We start from the raw sequence: 14,628 nt of genomic DNA, 5'->3' as shown, positions 1-14,628 counted from the left end.
CCCGCGCCCGTTCGGTGCGCTGCGGGGCCCGGCGCGCTACAGCGAGGCGATGACCCGGTCGGCCAGGATGTAGACGTTCTCCTCGCCGCACTCGAACGTCAGCGTGTACGCGCCCGAGATGCCCGAGCCGCCCAGGAGGACCGGGCTCTCGCCGGCCCGGAGGGCCGCCGCGAGGCGCTCGGCCGTCTCACGGTGGCCCGGGGTCATGCAGAGGGTGGTGCCGTCGGCGAAGACGTACACGTCGAGGGTGCCCAGCGGCCCCGGGCGGACGTCGGCCAGCTCGACGCGGGAGGAGGCGAGCTCCTCCAGGGTGGCGACCGTGCGCTCGTGGTCGTTCACGACCGGTGACTGGACCGGGACGAAGTCCGGGTGCGAGGGGTGGCGGCGGCGGGCGGCGGCCAGCTCGGCGGACTCCCCCGTGAACTCGTCGGTGTCCGCGGTGGGCTCGCTCACCGGCTCCAGGCCCACGAAATCGGCCTGGCGGGGCAGGAACAGCTCGCTGTCGGGCAGGCCCAGCAGCGACGGCGCGTCGGAGTCGCGGGCCTCCTGCGCGGCCCAGAAGGCACGCGCCTCGGCGAGCTCGCGCTCCCGCTCCTCGGCCAGCGCCGCGGCGACCGCGGCACGTATCTCGTCGGCCTCGGAGGAGCGGGCGGCCGGTACGAGACCGCGCGCGGAGTTGTTCTCGGCGAGCTGGGTGTGCAGTACCGCGACCTCACGGCGCAGCACCATGAGCGTGCGCAGGACGGCGACGCCCACGGCGCCCGTGGCGGCCGTGATGACCAGCAAGGCGATCGGCATGGCGCTCACTGACGTACTCCCGGTTCAAAGTCGACCCCCGACTTCCTACATCAGCTTGAAGGGCGGACTAACCAGCTGTCAGTGCGTAACGTCACGAAACGGGCGGGACTTTGGACCCGGGCTTCACTGACGCAACGACGCTGACCTGCGTAAATCCCCTCCGTCAGGGAGATAGGTCACATCCTGGGGGAGATTGGATCACAAAACGGCCCGGAGGCCCGGGGTTTCCCGGACTCCGGGCCGTCGGCTCACGGTGTGTGCTACGGCGGTCACCGACAGGTTCAGCTCAGGCGCTCGATGACCATGGCCATGCCCTGGCCGCCGCCGACGCACATGGTCTCCAGACCGAACTGCTTGTCGTGGAACCGGAGGGAGTTGATGAGCGTGCCGGTGATGCGGGCGCCGGTCATGCCGAAGGGGTGGCCGACGGCGATCGCGCCGCCGTTCACGTTCAGCTTCTCCAGCGGGATGCCCAGCTCGCGGTAGGAGGGGATCACCTGGGCGGCGAACGCCTCGTTGATCTCGACCAGGTCGATGTCGTCGATGGTGAGGCCGGCCCGTCGCAGGGCCTGGTTGCTCGCGTCGACCGGACCGAGCCCCATGATCTCGGGGGACAGGCCGGAGACGCCGGTGGACACGATGCGGGCGAGCGGGGTGAGGCCGAGCTCGCGTGCCTTGGTGTCGCTCATGATGACCACGGCCGCCGCGCCGTCGTTCAGCGGGCAGCAGTTGCCGGCGGTGACCAGGCCGTCGGGGCGGAAGACCGGCTTGAGTCCCGCGACGCCCTCCATGGTGACGCCGGCGCGCGGGCCGTCGTCCTTGGCGACGACCGTGCCGTCGGGCAGGGTCACCGGGGTGATCTCGCGCTCCCAGAAGCCGTTCTTGATGGCCTCCTCGGCGAGGTTCTGCGAGCGGACGCCGAACTCGTCCATGTCCTGACGGGTGATCCCCTTGAGGCGGGCGAGGTTCTCGGCGGTCTGGCCCATCGCGATGTAGGGGTCGGGGAGCTTGCCGTCCTCGCGCGGGTCGTGCCAGGTCGTGCCCTCCTGCTGGGCGACCTCGGCGGTGCGGGCCTCGGCCTCGGCGAACAGGGGGTTGTGCGTGTCCGGGAGGCTGTCGGAGTTGCCCTTGGTGTAGCGGGAGACCATCTCGACGCCCGCCGAGATGAAGACGTCGCCCTCGCCGGCCTTGATGGCGTGCAGCGCCATGCGGGAGGTCTGCAGCGAGGAGGAGCAGTACCGGGTGATGGTGCAGCCCGGCAGGTGGTCCATGCCCATCTGCACGGCGACGATGCGGCCGAGGTTGTTGCCCTGCTCGCCGCCGGGCAGGCCGCAGCCGAGCATCAGGTCCTCGATGTCCTGCGGGTCCAGCCCGGGGACCTTGGCGAGGGCGGCCTGGATGATCGTGGCGGTGAGGTCGTCGGGGCGCAGGTCCTTGAGCGAGCCCTTGAAAGCGCGGCCGATGGGGGAGCGGGCGGTCGAGACGATCACGGCTTCGGGCATCACGGCTCCAGTGGCGTACGTGTGGCGATGGGCAGGGCTTCCTGGGGAAGTTACCCGTACGTATGGTCAGGGTCACGGGTGGCGCGGTGTGACCCTGACCGCAATTTTCTAAGCGCTTGCTTTGTTCAGGCTCCACCGGAGGCGGCGCCCCCGGGCAGCCGGGTGCGCGAGGACGCCGGTGGTGTCCGCGTCTCCGGCTCCTGCACCCGGCGCCTGCGCCTGCGCTTGAGCAGCGCCCAGGGGCCCCGGGGTCCGGTCGGCATCGCCGCCGTGACCTCCGTGCCCGCCTCGGAGGCGGCCTCCGCCGCCGCCCTGGCGACCGGGAGGAAGCCCTCGTGGCGGGAGACGTCGGGGCGCTCCTCCTCGGCCGGCCAGAGGCCGAGGGCCGCGCAGACCGTGGGGAGCACGGCCATGGCGGCCGTCGCGTAGCCCTCCGCCGAGGGGTGGTAGTTGTCGGGTCCGAAGAGCTCGCGGGGGTTGGCCTCGAACTCGGGGCCGAGCAGGTCGCCCAGCGACACCGTGCGCCCGCCCTGCTCGACGACGCCGATCGTCTGGGCCGCGGCGAGCTGGCGGGAGGAGCGGCGGGCCAGCCAGCGCAGCGGCTGCTGGACCGGTTCGATGGTGCCGAGGTCGGGGCAGGTGCCGACCACCACCTCCGCGCCGGCCGTGCGCAGCCGGCGTACCGCCGCCGAGAGATGGCGCACCGAACGGGTCGGCGGCATGCGGTGGGTGACGTCGTTGGCGCCGATCATGACCACGCAGACGTCGGGCGTGCGGGTGGGGTCCGCCAGCACCAGCGCCACCTGGCGGTCCAGGTCGTCGGAGGTGGCTCCCGGCAGGGCCACGTTGTGCAGCTCCACCGGGCGCTCGGCCACCGCGGCGAGGCCCGAGGCGAGCAGGGCGCCCGGCGTCTGGCCCGCGCGGTGCACGCCCTGGCCCGCGGCCGTGGAGTCACCGAGCATGGTCAGGCGCAGGGGCGGTTCGTCGGGGACGGTGTAGGACGTGCCGTACAGGCCGTCCGCCACCGGGACCCGTCCGCTGGTGCCGTTGCCCACGTGCCGCCTGGCCAGGCGGACCTCCGCCAGCAGCAGTCCCACGGCGGCCGCGCCGGCCAGCCCGATCCCGCCACCGCCGAACGCCGCGCCGGCCGCGATCCGCCGGGCCACCCGCGCCCTCGACATGCTCGTCATACGTCGCCGCCACCTCCTCCTAGCCGTACAACAATTCCTTGCCCCGTACCGGCCGTGCGCCAATCTCCGCCGGGTGTGCCGTGGCGTCCGGGGGAAACCCCCGGACTGCCGGGCGGCGGTGAGCCGTAGGCTGGCGGCACCATCACGGCCACATCTTTTGCAAGCATCCGGAGACAACGGTGCAATTCCACGACTCGATGATCAGCCTCGTCGGCAACACCCCGCTGGTGAGGCTCAACAGCGTGACCAAGGGCATTCGGGCGACCGTCCTGGCCAAGGTCGAGTACTTCAATCCGGGCGGTTCGGTGAAGGACCGCATCGCCCTGCGCATGATCGAGGCGGCGGAGAAGAGCGGGGAGCTGCAGCCGGGCGGCACCATCGTCGAGCCGACCAGCGGCAACACCGGGGTCGGGCTCGCCATCGTGGCCCAGCAGAAGGGGTACAAGTGCATCTTCGTGTGCCCCGACAAGGTGAGCACCGACAAGATCAACGTGCTGCGGGCCTACGGCGCCGAGGTCGTCGTCTGCCCGACCGCCGTGGACCCCGGACACCCGGACTCCTACTACAACGTCTCCGACCGGCTGGTGCGCGAGACGCCCGGCGCCTGGAAGCCCGACCAGTACTCCAACCCCAACAACCCCCTCTCCCACTACCACTCCACCGGCCCCGAGCTGTGGGAGCAGACGGAGGGCAGGATCACCCACTTCGTGGCGGGCGTCGGCACCGGCGGGACCATCTCGGGCACCGGCCGCTACCTGAAGGACGTCAGCGACGGCAGGGTCAAGGTGATCGGCGCCGACCCCGAGGGCTCCGTGTACTCCGGCGGCTCCGGGCGGCCGTACCTGGTCGAGGGCGTCGGTGAGGACTTCTGGCCGACCGCCTACGACCGGACCGTGGCCGACGAGATCGTCGCGGTGTCCGACAAGGACTCCTTCCAGATGACCCGCCGGCTGGCCAAGGAGGAGGGGCTGCTGGTCGGCGGCTCCTGCGGGATGGCGGTCGTCGCGGCGCTGGAGGTCGCCTCCCGGCTCGGCGAGGACGACGTCGTCGTGGTGCTGCTGCCCGACAGCGGCCGCGGGTACCTCAGCAAGATCTTCAACGACGAGTGGATGGCCGACTACGGCTTCCTCGAGGACACGGGCCCGAGCGCGCGGGTCGGCGACGTCCTGAACGACAAGGAGCACGGCGCCATCCCCTCCCTCGTCCACATGCACCCGGACGAGACCGTCGGCCAGGCCATCGAGGTGCTGCGCGAGTACGGCGTCTCGCAGATGCCGATCGTGAAGCCGGGCGCCGGTCACCCGGACGTCATGGCCGCCGAGGTCGTGGGCTCGGTGGTGGAACGGGAACTGCTCGACGCCCTGTTCACCAAGCGGGCCTCCCTGGAGGACCCGCTGGAGAAGCACATGTCCGCGCCGCTGCCGCAGGTCGGCTCCGGCGAGCCGGTGGCCGACCTGATGTCCGTGCTCGGCGCCGCGGACGCGGCGATCGTCCTCGTCGAGGGCAAGCCGACCGGCGTGATCAGCCGGCAGGACCTGCTGTCCTTCCTGGCCAAGGTGAAGTGACGCCGGACCCCGGGTGACGTGCCGGTGGCGGTGGCGAGGCCGCGGCCACCGGCCACCTCCGCGGACTTCGCGGAAGTGGTACGAGCGCGTCACGTCCACGCAGCACCGGCTTAACACGGCTTTGGCACCTTAGGGGGTGTCGGCAGGGCGGGAGCGGCTCCCCGCCCCGGCCGGCACCCGAACGTCCAAGGACCTCCGGAGCGGCTCCCGGACCTCCATGGACGCCCCGACGCACGGCCGGGCCTGACCCGGTCGGCGTCCTCGCGGGGACCGCCGTCGTCCCGCCCCCCGTTCGCGGGGGTGCGGCGGTCCCCGCGCAAGTCCTTCTCACTCCTCCCAGCGGTCCCCGTCCTCGCTCCGCCGCCGGCGCCGGCCGAGGAGCTCGGGGTTGCCGCGGGCGGCCTGGACGAAGTTGACGCCGACGATGCCCGCCCAGGCGGCGAACAGGCCGGGCAGATGGCCGAGCGAGCCGCCGATCGCGGACAGCGGAACGGCGAGCACCAGCGAGACCAGGCCGAAGCCGAAGCGCTCGCCCCAGGTGTCGGTCGGCTTCGGCGCCCGGGCGCCCCGGGCCACCACCATCTGCTGCTCGGCGAGCTGCCTGCGCACCCGGCGCTCGACCGCGCCGTCGATGCGCTGGTCGACCTTCTCCAGGAACGAGTCGACGAGTGCGGACTCGTAGTCCTCGCCGAGTTCCCTGCGCGCCTGCAGGGTGGCGTTCAGTTCCTTCTTGAGCTCGGCGTCCCGCGCGTCCATACCGGTCTCCATTCCCGTCATGGAACACCACGGTAAGGAGCCGTACGGCCCGCCGCACTGGGGTTATCCCCCCTGTTCGGGCCGTCCCGCCGGTCACTTCCCTTGCCCGGCTGTATGGCGTCATGCAGAGTTCTTGGCATCTGAATAGGCGGGTGTCCGGACGGATGGGGGTTTGAGGTCGATGTCGTCTCGGATCGTGGACACTTCGGAGACTGCGTCCCCGGGACACACCGGCCTGGTGGTCCTCGACGGGATCGGGCTCGGCGTCGCCGACGTCGTACGCCTCGCCGAGGGGACCGCCCGGCCGGTCCCCGGCACGGACGCGATGAAACGGGTGGCGGAGTCCTGGGACGCCGCCCGGCAGATCGCCGCGACCGGGCGCGTCTACGGCCGTTCCACCGGCGTGGGCGCCAACCGCAACGAGGACGTGCCCACCGAGCGGGCCGCCGAGCACGGCCTGAGGCTGCTGCGCAGCCACGCCGGCGCCATCGGCGAGGAGCTGCCCGCGCGCGAGGTGCGGGCGATGCTCGCCGTCCGCGCCAACCAGCTCCTCGCGGGCGGCGCCGGCCTGCGGCCCACCGTCGTCACCGCCCTGTGCGAGGCGCTGGAGAGCGGCGCCCACCCGGCCGTCAACGAGTTCGGCTCGGTCGGCACCGGCGACATCGCGGCCCTCGCGCAGGCCGCCCTGGCGCTCGCCGGCGAGGCCCCCTGGCGGGGGCCGGGCGCCCCCAAGCCGCAGCAGCTCGACAACAACGACGCGCTGGCCTTCATCAGCAGCAACGCCCTCACCCTCGGCCAGTCCGCGCTGGCCCTGCACGAACTGCGCGCGCTGGTGCAGGCCACGCAGGTCGTCGCCGCGCTCTCCCTGCTGGCCGTCGACGGCTCGCACGAGGCGTACGCCGCCCCCGTGCACGCCGCCCGGCCGCACCGGGGCTCCACCGAGGTCGCCCGCCGGATGCGGGGACTGATCGGCGCGGCGGACCGGCCCACCCCTCCGCTCGGCCGGATCCAGGACCCCTACGGCTTCCGCTGCCTGCCCCAGATACACGGGCCGGCGCTGGACGCGGCGGACGGCCTGGAGGAGATCATCGGGATCGAGGTCAACGCGGCCGCCGAGAACCCGCTGATCTCGCCCGAGGACATGGCGGCCTACCACCACGGCGGCTTCTACCAGGCCCAGCTCGCCCTCGCCCTGGACCACTTCAGACTCGCCGTGACCCAGGTCGCCCGGCTGTCGACCTCCCGGCTGTCCACCCTCAACGAGCCCGCCTTCACCCGGCTGCGGCCCTTCCTGGCGAACGACGAGCCCGCCGCCTCCGGCGTGATGATCCTCGAGTACGCCGCCGGGGCCGCCCTCGGCGACCTGCGCGCCTTCTCCGCCCCCGCGTCGCTCGGCCACGCTGTACTCTCCCGGGGCGTCGAGGAACAGGCCAGCTTCGCCTCGCTCGCCGCACGTCAGACGCTGCGCGCCTGCCGCGCGTACCGTCTCGTCGTCGGCTGCGAACTCGTCGCCGCCGTTCGGGCGCTGCGCCAGCGCGGCCTGCGGCCCGAGCCGGAGCTGCCGGTGGGCCGTGCGCTGGAGCTCGCCGAGGCGGTGCTGTCGCAGGACCAGGCCGACCGGCCGCTCACGGACGACGTGACGGCGGCGGCCGCACTGCTGGACCGCTTCACGGACATCTGGAGGGGGAACGAGTCATGAGCGCGGAGAGGGAGGTGAGCGTGGTGGACAGTCCTGCGGGGCGCCTGCAGGCGCTCTTCGAGGGGCACCGGCTGACGCCGACCCAGCGGCGCATCGCGCACAGCATGGTGCGGCGCGCCGCCGACGTGCCCTTCCTGTCCAGCGTGGAGCTGGCCGAACTCGCCGGGGTCAGCCAGCCCTCCGTGACCCGGTTCGCCGTCGCCCTCGGCTTCGACGGCTACCCGGCCCTGCGCAGGCACCTGCGGGAGGTCGCGCCCGCCGAGCAGACGTCCGCCACGGGCTCGTACAACGAGTACCAGCAGGCCGTCGAGGCCGAGATCGAGAACCTCAGGCACCTCGCGGAGCTGCTGGCCGACCCGCGTCCGGTCCGACGGGCGGGGCGGCTGCTCGCCGCGTCCCGGCCGCTGCCCGTGCTCGGCCTGCGGGCCGCCGCCGCCCAGGCCTACGGCTTCGCCTACTTCGCCGGCAAGGTCCACCCGGACGTCCGGCTGCTCGACGAGGGCGGCACGATGATCCAGGACCGCATCGAGGCCGCCGTGCGGGCCGGGGCGAGCGCCCTGCTGTGCTTCGCGCTGCCCCGGCACCCGCGTGAGGTCGTGGACGCCCTCGCCTTCGCGAAGGAGGCCGGGCTGGCGGTGGTGACGGTCGCCGACTCCGCCTTCGCGCCGGTGGCCAAGGTCTCCGACCTGCTCCTGCCGGCCGCGGTCGGCACGGGTCTCGCCTTCGACACGGCCTGCGCGCCCATGCTGCTGGGCCGGGTCCTGCTGGAGGCCATGTGCGACGACCTGCCGGACGCGCAGGCCCGCCTGGAGGAGTTCGACGCGCGGGCGGCGGCGCGGGGGCTGTTCGTGGAGTGACACCCGCCGCGGTGTGCTCTCAGACTGATCTCACCTTCCCCCGCTAGCGTGCCTCCCACGTATGCCGCGCAGAGACGGGACGGAGGCCGAACGTGGCACGTGGAGGACAGGGACTGGCCCGGGTGGCCGTCGTGGTGCGGGCCGGAGCCGCGCCGCTGTGCTGGGCCGGGGTGTTCGCGGCCGGGGTCGGGGCGCTGGTGCCGGGACTCACCGGGCGCCGGATCGGGGTCATGGCGGGGGCCGCGCTGTTCGTGGTGGCGGCGGCCGTGGCGTCGTACGCGCGCCGCAAGCGGTACACCGGGCTCATCCGGTCGGCCGTGCGCGCCGGGAAGTACGACGTGCTGCAGGACCGTGCGGTGAGCGTGCGCGCCTGGCGCCGGGGGCACCGCTGGTGGCTGCTGCTGGCGTTCGCGCTGGCCCTGGTGAGCGCGTTCGCGGTGCCGGCCGCGGGCGGCATGCTGCTGGCCGGTGCCGGCACGGGGCTGCGGCTGAAGGCCGCCTGGCTCGGGCGGCGCGAGCGGGCCGGGGACGCCCTGCTGTGGGTGCGGGTCGACTGGCTGGCCGCGAACGGCGGGCGCCCGGCCGGCAAGGCGGTCAGGGCGTACCGCAGCACGGGCATCGCGGCGGGCGACGCGGCCCCGGGCGGGGCGCGGCGCCGCACCGCGGCGCTCGTGTGAGACTCAGACCTCCAGGTCGGCCTCGATCGACTTCAGCTGGTGGCGGGCCATCGCCAGGTTGGAGCGCTTGGCGTCGAGCACCAGGTACAGGAACAGCCCGTTGCCGCCGCGCCCGCTGATCAGGCGGATCAGGTGGTACTGGTCGCTCAGCGTGATCAGGATGTCCTCGATCTGGCCCTTCAGCCCGAGGTGCTCCATGGTGCGCATCTTGGCGCGGACGACGTCGGTGTTGCCGGCGGCGGCCACGTTCAGGTCGAAGGCCTTGCTGCCGCCCATCGTGCCGAGCGCCATGCCGCTGGTGTAGTCGACGAGCGCGACGCCGGTCGCTCCCTCGATGGAGGCGAGCGCTTCTTTGAGGCAGGTTTCGGTGTTGGCCATGATCGGTTTCCTCGGTTTCCTCTCAACTATCGGTGGCAGTGCGCGCGTTGTTGGTCGTGGTGCGTGGCGCGCGGGTCGTTCTGGTCCGTGGTGCGGCCGTCTTGGCCGGCGGTTTGGCGGGCTTGGCCGGCTTGCGGCCGCCCGCGGTCGAGCTGTGGCCGTCGAGGAGCTCGGCGACACGGGCGGCCGCCCGGCGGCCCTCCAGCAGGAGCCGCCCGACGTTCACCCGGTCCTGGGCGAGCAGGGTCAGTACGGCCGCGTCGCCCGCCGCGAACGCCGCCACGTAGCCGTACACGCCCCGCACGAGCAGCTCGCGCGACTCGCCCTGCCCCGCCGCGTCCGCCAGCCTCGCCGCCGTTGCGTACGCGGTCGCGGTGAGCGTGGCGAGGCCGTCCGGGTCGACGCCGGGGGTGTCCTGGGCCAGCACGCGCCCGTCGGCACCGGTCGCGAGCGCGCCCGTCAGCTGGGGGACGCGGGCTCTCAGACGGCGCAGCTCGTCGAGCATGTGGGGGTCGGCAGACATCCGGGGTCTCCTCTCAAAGGGCCTCCAGCGCATCCCTGAGCCTCTTCAGCAACGTGATGTGGGGATCGGTCGACAGCAGTGCGAGGTCGGGGGGCGCCGGGGGCGGCTCGCCGCGCACCTCCACGAACCCCGCCGCCGTCAGCCGGCGGACGTCCACCAGAGTGTGGAACGCGAGACGGCCCACCGCGCGGGCGATGTCCGAGGCCGTACGGGCGCCGTCCACCTGGTTCAGCACCGACCGCTGGCGGCGGGTGAGGGCGGGGCCCGCCACCAGGTCCGCGCGGACCAGGGGGGCGGTGTCCGGGCCCGGGTCGGGCCAGATGCGGTGCAGGAGGTCGCGGCGGCGCAGCGTCTCGCGCTCCAGGGCGGCGACCGGCACCGGGTGCTCCGGGCCGCCGGGGTGCGCGCCGCCGTAGCGGAAGCGGCCGGGGGTGCTGCTGGAGGCGAGGGCGAAGTACGCCGCGTCGTACAGGGCCGCCAGCCGGCACAGTTCCAGCGCGCCGGGCGCGAGGAGGCCGCCGTCGACCAGGAGACGGCCCGGGTCCCGGTCCTCGTCCGCCTCCTTCAGCGCCCGCTGCCAGTCCTCGAGGGCGCAGGTGCCGCGGGAGGTGAGCAGGACGCCCAGGCCGGGCGCGAACGGGCTCTCGGCGTGGACCACCAGGCCCTCGGCGAGGTGGAGCGTGCCGTGCTCGCGGAACAGCACGCCGGTGGCCCGCTCGGTGGCGAGCCGGGTCAGCATGGGCGAGACGCCGCTCCACGCGCGTGTGTGGGCCGTCGCCCGGTCGCGCACGGGCAGGCGCGGGGGCTCGGTCGTCCGGGCGGTGGTCATGCCAGCACCAGCCGTTCCGCCATCTCGCCCAGCCGGATGCGGGCCAGCGCCAGGTTGCCCTCCGCGCGGGCCAGCCACAGGTGCAGGAACACGCTGCCGTCGAACGACGACCCGACGAACCGCAGTACGTGGTAGCTGTCCCGGTTGCTGACGATCAGGTCCTCGACCGGCGGGTCGGCGTCCGCGGTCACGCCGGCCTCGAGGTCGCCGTCCGGCGCGAAGGCGTGCTGCTCGGCGGCGAGCCGGGCGATCTCGGCGGCCTCCACCGCGGCCGTCTCCTGGTCGCCTCCGGGGGACTCCCCGACGGTGCCCAGGGCCAGCCCGCTCGTCCAGTCGATCAGTGCGGCTCCCCGGGCACCGGGCAGCCGCATGGCTTCGAGCAGACACTCGTCGATTCCGGGCACCCTGGCTCCCCTCCCGCCGGCGGTTCGGCTGAGTGACGCCGAAACTACGCAACGTGTGCGCGAGGGGTGAGGGATCTGGCATTTTCCGATGGAATTTGCGGCGAGGTACTAAGGTGGGTCAACTTGCCTGCGTTTCCGGGCCGTTGACCAGCACGTCCACCGGAGTCGCGTCAACGTCGCCCGGGCGGGCGGAGGGTGGTGAGCGCGTCGGCGTGCGCCCCTCCCGATTCGGCCACGATCGCGTCGACGTCCTGCGGTTCCCGGACGGTCGCGAAGCCGACGCCCCCGCTGCCGTCCGGCGCGAAACCGTAGATCCCGGGCCGGGTCAGGGAGTTGTACGCGTAGTGGTGCGCGAAGTAGTACGCCCCCGTGTCCAGCGCCGCCGCGTGGTCCCCCTGCTCCAGCAGGGGCAGCGCGCGCCCCTCGGCCAGCAGGTCGCCCGAGAAGCAGGCCGGCCCCGCGACGTCCTGCATGACCCTGGGCCCCTCCTTGGGGCGGCCCTTGGCGTCGTACGCGGCGATCCGCAGCGGCCAGGCCCCCGGCGCGTACACCGTCCGCGTCGCCACCTGCACGCCCGCGTGCGTGACCGCGACCGGCCGCCCGCCCGCGGTCTTGGCGTACTCCACCCGGGCCACCACCGTGCCGTGCTTGGCCAGCAGCGACCGCCCGAACTCGGTGACCAGCCCGTACCGCCCGTCGAACAGCCCCGGCACCGCCTCGCTCAGCAGCCGCGCGTACTGCGCGTACGTCGGGGTCGTCGCGTCCGAGCCGAAGTTCACCGGCAGTCCGCCGCCGATGTCGAGCGTGTCGATCTGCGGGCGCCCGACGCGCCGGTTGATCTCCTCGGCGAGCGCGTACGTCTCGGCCACGCCCTGCGCCATCAGTGACAGCGGAATGCCCTGCGAGCCGGTGTGGGCGTGCAGCCGGGTCAGCCACGGGCGCTGCGCGTACGCCCCCACGACCCACTCCCGCGCCCCTTCGTCGCGCAGCGCCACCCCGAACTTCGAGGTCGCCGTCGCGGTCGAGGTGGCTCCGATCGATCCGCCGCCGACCTGCGGGTTCACCCGGATCCCGAGCGGGGAGCGGCTGGTCGCGGACCGCATGAGACCGTCGATGCGGTCCAGCTCCTGCGGGTTGTCCGCGTTGACCGCGATGCCCAGCGCGAGCGCCTCGCGCAGCTCGGCCGGGGTCTTGGCGGGGGAGTCCAGCACGGTGCGGGCCGGCGGTATCCCCGCCGCGCGCGCCAGGGCCAGTTCACCTGGGCTCGCCACCTCGGCGCCGATGCCCTCCGTGTGCAGCAGCCGCAGCACCGGGACCAGCGGGGTCGCCTTCACCGCGAAGGCGTGCAGCACCGGCGTGCCGGGTGCCACGACCGCGTCGAACGCCGACCGCAGCTCCGCGGCCGACTCCCGGATGCCGGTGACGTCGAGCAGCCCCACGATGGGGGTGCCGGGCCCGAGCAGTCCCTGTTCCACCGCGGCCCGCACCGCCTCGTCGCGCCGGTCCGACCGCCGCGCGCCGACCCTGTCCGCGTAGCTACCGCCCATCGTGAGCCCCCGCTCCCTGTCGACCGTGACCACGCCGCCACGGTGCCTGTGCGCCCAGCCAAACACCTGCGGCGGGACCGTGCTGGCCGACGGACGTATTGACTAGCCATATTCAGGAAGTCAGGATGTGAATATCCGCAGTAACAACACGCTGGGAGCGATCCGCCAGGAGGCAGACCATGTCAGGACCCCGCCCGCCCGTCTCCCGCCACGCCGGAACGACGCCCTACGGGCCGCCCCCCGGTGGAGTCCGGGCACCGCGCGGTACGGAACGGAGCGCCCTGGGATGGCCGCAGGAAGCCGCCCTCCGGATGCTGCAGAACAACCTCGACCCGGAGGTCGCCGAGCACCCCGAGAAACTCGTCGTCTACGGCGGCACCGGCAAGGCGGCCCGCGACTGGCGCTCCTTCGACGCGATGGTGCGCACGCTGAAGACCCTCAGGCAGGACGAGACGATGCTCGTCCAGTCCGGCCGCCCGGTCGGCGTCATGCAGACCCACGAGTGGGCCCCGCGCGTGCTGATCGCCAACTCCAACCTGGTCGGCGACTGGGCCAACTGGGAGGAGTTCCGCCGCCTGGAGGCCCTGGGCCTGACCATGTACGGCCAGATGACCGCAGGCTCCTGGATCTACATCGGCACCCAGGGCATCCTCCAGGGCACCTACGAGACCTTCGCCGCCGTCGCCGCCAAGAAGTTCGGCGGCACCCTCGCCGGGACGATCACCCTGACCGCCGGGCTCGGCGGCATGGGCGGCGCCCAGCCGCTCGCCGTCACCATGAACGACGGCGTCGCCATCTGCGTCGACTGCGACCCGCGCGCGATCGAACGCCGCATCGAGCACCGGTACCTGGACGTGCGGGCCGACAGCCCGGAGCACGCCCTCCGGCTCGCGGTCGAGGCCCGGGACGCCCGCCGCCCGCTCTCCATCGGCCTGCTGGGCAACGCCGCCGAAGTGCTGCCGCGGATGCTCGCCGAGGGCGCGCCCGTCGACATCGTCACGGACCAGACCTCCGCCCACGACCCGCTGGCGTACCTGCCGCTCGGCGTCGACTTCGACGACATGGCGGCCGCCGCGGCCAAGGACCCGGCCGGCTTCACCACCCGGGCCCGCGAGTCCATGGCGAAGCACGTCGAGGCGATGGTCGGCTTCATGGACGCCGGCGCGGAGGTCTTCGACTACGGCAACTCCATCCGCGGCGAGGCCCAACTCGCGGGCTACGAGCGGGCGTTCGCCTTCCCCGGCTTCGTCCCCGCCTACATCAGGCCGCTGTTCTGCGAGGGCAAGGGCCCCTTCCGCTGGGCCGCGCTGTCGGGTGAGGCGTCCGACATCGCCAAGACGGACAGGGCGATCCTCGACCTGTTCCCCGAGAACGAGTCCCTCGCCCGGTGGATCAGGATGGCCGGGGAGCGGGTCCACTTCCAGGGCCTGCCCGCGCGTATCTGCTGGCTCGGCTACGGCGAGCGGGACAGGGCGGGCGAGCGCTTCAACGACATGGTGGCCTCCGGTGAGCTGGCGGCTCCGCTCGCCATCGGACGCGACCACCTCGACTGCGGGTCCGTCGCGTCCCCCTACCGGGAGACCGAGGCGATGCTCGACGGCTCGGACGCGATCGCCGACTGGCCGCTGCTGAACGCGATGGTGAACGTGGCCTCGGGCGCGTCCTGGGTCTCCATCCACCACGGCGGAGGCGTGGGCATGGGGCGGTCGATCCACGCGGGGCAGGTGACGGTGGCCGACGGGACGAAGCTGGGCGGCGAGAAGATCCGCCGGGTGCTGACGAACGACCCCGGGATGGGCGTCATCCGGCACGTCGACGCGGGGTACGACATCGCGGAGTCGGTCGCCGGGGAGCGGGGCGTGCGGGTTCCCATGCGCGAGGGTGACGACGCGTGACCCTTCCC

General features: G+C 73.3%; 14 protein-coding genes. 5 read left to right on the top strand and 9 right to left on the bottom strand.

The window, feature by feature from the left end; genetic code table 11:
- Positions 1-36 precede the first annotated feature (36 nt).
- The 3 genes from ACJ9NR_RS16165 to ACJ9NR_RS16155 form a co-directional block, all read right to left on the bottom strand.
- Complete coding sequence (locus ACJ9NR_RS16165; RefSeq protein WP_412488261.1) at positions 37-807, bottom strand: hypothetical protein; 771 nt, start codon at positions 805-807, stop codon at positions 37-39.
- A 272-nt stretch (positions 808-1,079) separates the two neighbouring features.
- Positions 1,080-2,300 carry an acetyl-CoA C-acetyltransferase gene (locus tag ACJ9NR_RS16160; RefSeq protein ID WP_412488260.1) on the bottom strand — a complete coding sequence of 407 codons (1,221 nt, stop codon included), beginning with the start codon at positions 2,298-2,300 and terminating at the stop codon, positions 1,080-1,082.
- A gap of 125 nt (positions 2,301-2,425) precedes the next feature.
- On the bottom strand, positions 2,426-3,490 hold the full coding sequence (locus ACJ9NR_RS16155; protein ID WP_412488259.1) for an SGNH/GDSL hydrolase family protein: 1,065 nt from the start codon (positions 3,488-3,490) through the stop codon (positions 2,426-2,428).
- Positions 3,491-3,669: 179 nt separating this feature from the next.
- Between ACJ9NR_RS16155 and ACJ9NR_RS16150 the strand changes: the two genes are divergently transcribed.
- Positions 3,670-5,055: a cystathionine beta-synthase gene (locus ACJ9NR_RS16150; protein ID WP_412488258.1), complete on the top strand. Its 1,386-nt coding sequence runs from the start codon at positions 3,670-3,672 to the stop codon at positions 5,053-5,055.
- A 327-nt stretch (positions 5,056-5,382) separates the two neighbouring features.
- Here ACJ9NR_RS16150 and ACJ9NR_RS16145 read toward each other — a convergent pair whose 3' ends face one another.
- Positions 5,383-5,811, bottom strand: a complete 429-nt coding sequence (locus ACJ9NR_RS16145) for a hypothetical protein (protein ID WP_412488849.1) — start codon at positions 5,809-5,811, stop codon at positions 5,383-5,385.
- A 181-nt stretch (positions 5,812-5,992) separates the two neighbouring features.
- Between ACJ9NR_RS16145 and ACJ9NR_RS16140 the strand changes: the two genes are divergently transcribed.
- From ACJ9NR_RS16140 to ACJ9NR_RS16130, 3 genes are all read left to right on the top strand, one after another.
- On the top strand, positions 5,993-7,510 hold the full coding sequence (locus ACJ9NR_RS16140; RefSeq protein ID WP_412488257.1) for an aromatic amino acid ammonia-lyase: 1,518 nt from the start codon (positions 5,993-5,995) through the stop codon (positions 7,508-7,510).
- Positions 7,507-8,367 (top strand): MurR/RpiR family transcriptional regulator, encoded by an 861-nt coding sequence (locus tag ACJ9NR_RS16135; protein ID WP_412488256.1) that lies wholly within the window; start codon positions 7,507-7,509, stop codon positions 8,365-8,367. Before ACJ9NR_RS16140 ends, ACJ9NR_RS16135 begins: the two co-directional genes overlap by 4 nt.
- Positions 8,368-8,459: 92 nt before the next feature.
- A complete protein-coding gene (locus tag ACJ9NR_RS16130; protein WP_412488255.1) occupies positions 8,460-9,044 on the top strand; it encodes a hypothetical protein in 585 nt (194 codons plus the stop codon).
- Positions 9,045-9,047: 3 nt separating this feature from the next.
- Here the strand turns inward: ACJ9NR_RS16130 and ACJ9NR_RS16125 are convergent, their stop codons facing one another.
- The 5 genes from ACJ9NR_RS16125 to ACJ9NR_RS16105 form a co-directional block, all read right to left on the bottom strand.
- Positions 9,048-9,422: a hypothetical protein gene (locus ACJ9NR_RS16125; protein WP_399135891.1), complete on the bottom strand. Its 375-nt coding sequence runs from the start codon at positions 9,420-9,422 to the stop codon at positions 9,048-9,050.
- Positions 9,423-9,444: 22 nt separating this feature from the next.
- Positions 9,445-9,945 (bottom strand): roadblock/LC7 domain-containing protein, encoded by a 501-nt coding sequence (locus ACJ9NR_RS16120; RefSeq protein ID WP_412488254.1) that lies wholly within the window; start codon positions 9,943-9,945, stop codon positions 9,445-9,447.
- 13 nt (positions 9,946-9,958) lie between these two features.
- Positions 9,959-10,774: a transcriptional regulator gene (locus ACJ9NR_RS16115; RefSeq protein ID WP_412488253.1), complete on the bottom strand. Its 816-nt coding sequence runs from the start codon at positions 10,772-10,774 to the stop codon at positions 9,959-9,961.
- A complete protein-coding gene (locus ACJ9NR_RS16110) occupies positions 10,771-11,178 on the bottom strand; it encodes a hypothetical protein (RefSeq protein ID WP_412488252.1) in 408 nt (135 codons plus the stop codon). The genes ACJ9NR_RS16115 and ACJ9NR_RS16110 overlap by 4 nt, the downstream gene beginning before the upstream one ends.
- A 170-nt stretch (positions 11,179-11,348) precedes the next feature.
- Complete coding sequence (locus tag ACJ9NR_RS16105) at positions 11,349-12,725, bottom strand: type III PLP-dependent enzyme domain-containing protein (protein ID WP_412488251.1); 1,377 nt, start codon at positions 12,723-12,725, stop codon at positions 11,349-11,351.
- Positions 12,726-12,904: 179 nt separating this feature from the next.
- Between ACJ9NR_RS16105 and hutU the strand changes: the two genes are divergently transcribed.
- Positions 12,905-14,620 (top strand): urocanate hydratase, encoded by a 1,716-nt coding sequence (gene hutU / locus ACJ9NR_RS16100; protein WP_412488250.1) that lies wholly within the window; start codon positions 12,905-12,907, stop codon positions 14,618-14,620.
- Positions 14,621-14,628: the final 8 nt, after the last annotated feature.

It is taken from the genome of Streptomyces sediminimaris (genome assembly GCF_047049295.1).
GTDB lineage: Bacteria > Actinomycetota > Actinomycetes > Streptomycetales > Streptomycetaceae > Streptomyces > Streptomyces sediminimaris.
The sequence above is the reverse complement of the archived record's forward strand: the minus strand, read 5'-3'. Positions and strand labels throughout refer to the sequence as shown.

Excerpts from the sequence above, each read along its gene's own strand:
- ACJ9NR_RS16120 (WP_412488254.1), bottom strand. The coding sequence starts at position 9,945 with ATGTCTGCCGACCCCCACATGCTCGACGAGCTGCGCCGTCTGAGAGCC.
- ACJ9NR_RS16140 (WP_412488257.1), top strand. The coding sequence starts at position 5,993 with ATGTCGTCTCGGATCGTGGACACTTCGGAGACTGCGTCCCCGGGACAC.
- ACJ9NR_RS16145 (WP_412488849.1), bottom strand. The coding sequence starts at position 5,811 with ATGGACGCGCGGGACGCCGAGCTCAAGAAGGAACTGAACGCCACCCTG.
- ACJ9NR_RS16155 (WP_412488259.1), bottom strand. The coding sequence starts at position 3,490 with ATGACGAGCATGTCGAGGGCGCGGGTGGCCCGGCGGATCGCGGCCGGC.
- ACJ9NR_RS16135 (WP_412488256.1), top strand. The coding sequence starts at position 7,507 with ATGAGCGCGGAGAGGGAGGTGAGCGTGGTGGACAGTCCTGCGGGGCGC.
- ACJ9NR_RS16125 (WP_399135891.1), bottom strand. The coding sequence starts at position 9,422 with ATGGCCAACACCGAAACCTGCCTCAAAGAAGCGCTCGCCTCCATCGAG.
- hutU (WP_412488250.1), top strand. The coding sequence starts at position 12,905 with ATGTCAGGACCCCGCCCGCCCGTCTCCCGCCACGCCGGAACGACGCCC.
- ACJ9NR_RS16105 (WP_412488251.1), bottom strand. The coding sequence starts at position 12,725 with ATGGGCGGTAGCTACGCGGACAGGGTCGGCGCGCGGCGGTCGGACCGG.
- ACJ9NR_RS16115 (WP_412488253.1), bottom strand. The coding sequence starts at position 10,774 with ATGACCACCGCCCGGACGACCGAGCCCCCGCGCCTGCCCGTGCGCGAC.
- ACJ9NR_RS16160 (WP_412488260.1), bottom strand. The coding sequence starts at position 2,300 with ATGCCCGAAGCCGTGATCGTCTCGACCGCCCGCTCCCCCATCGGCCGC.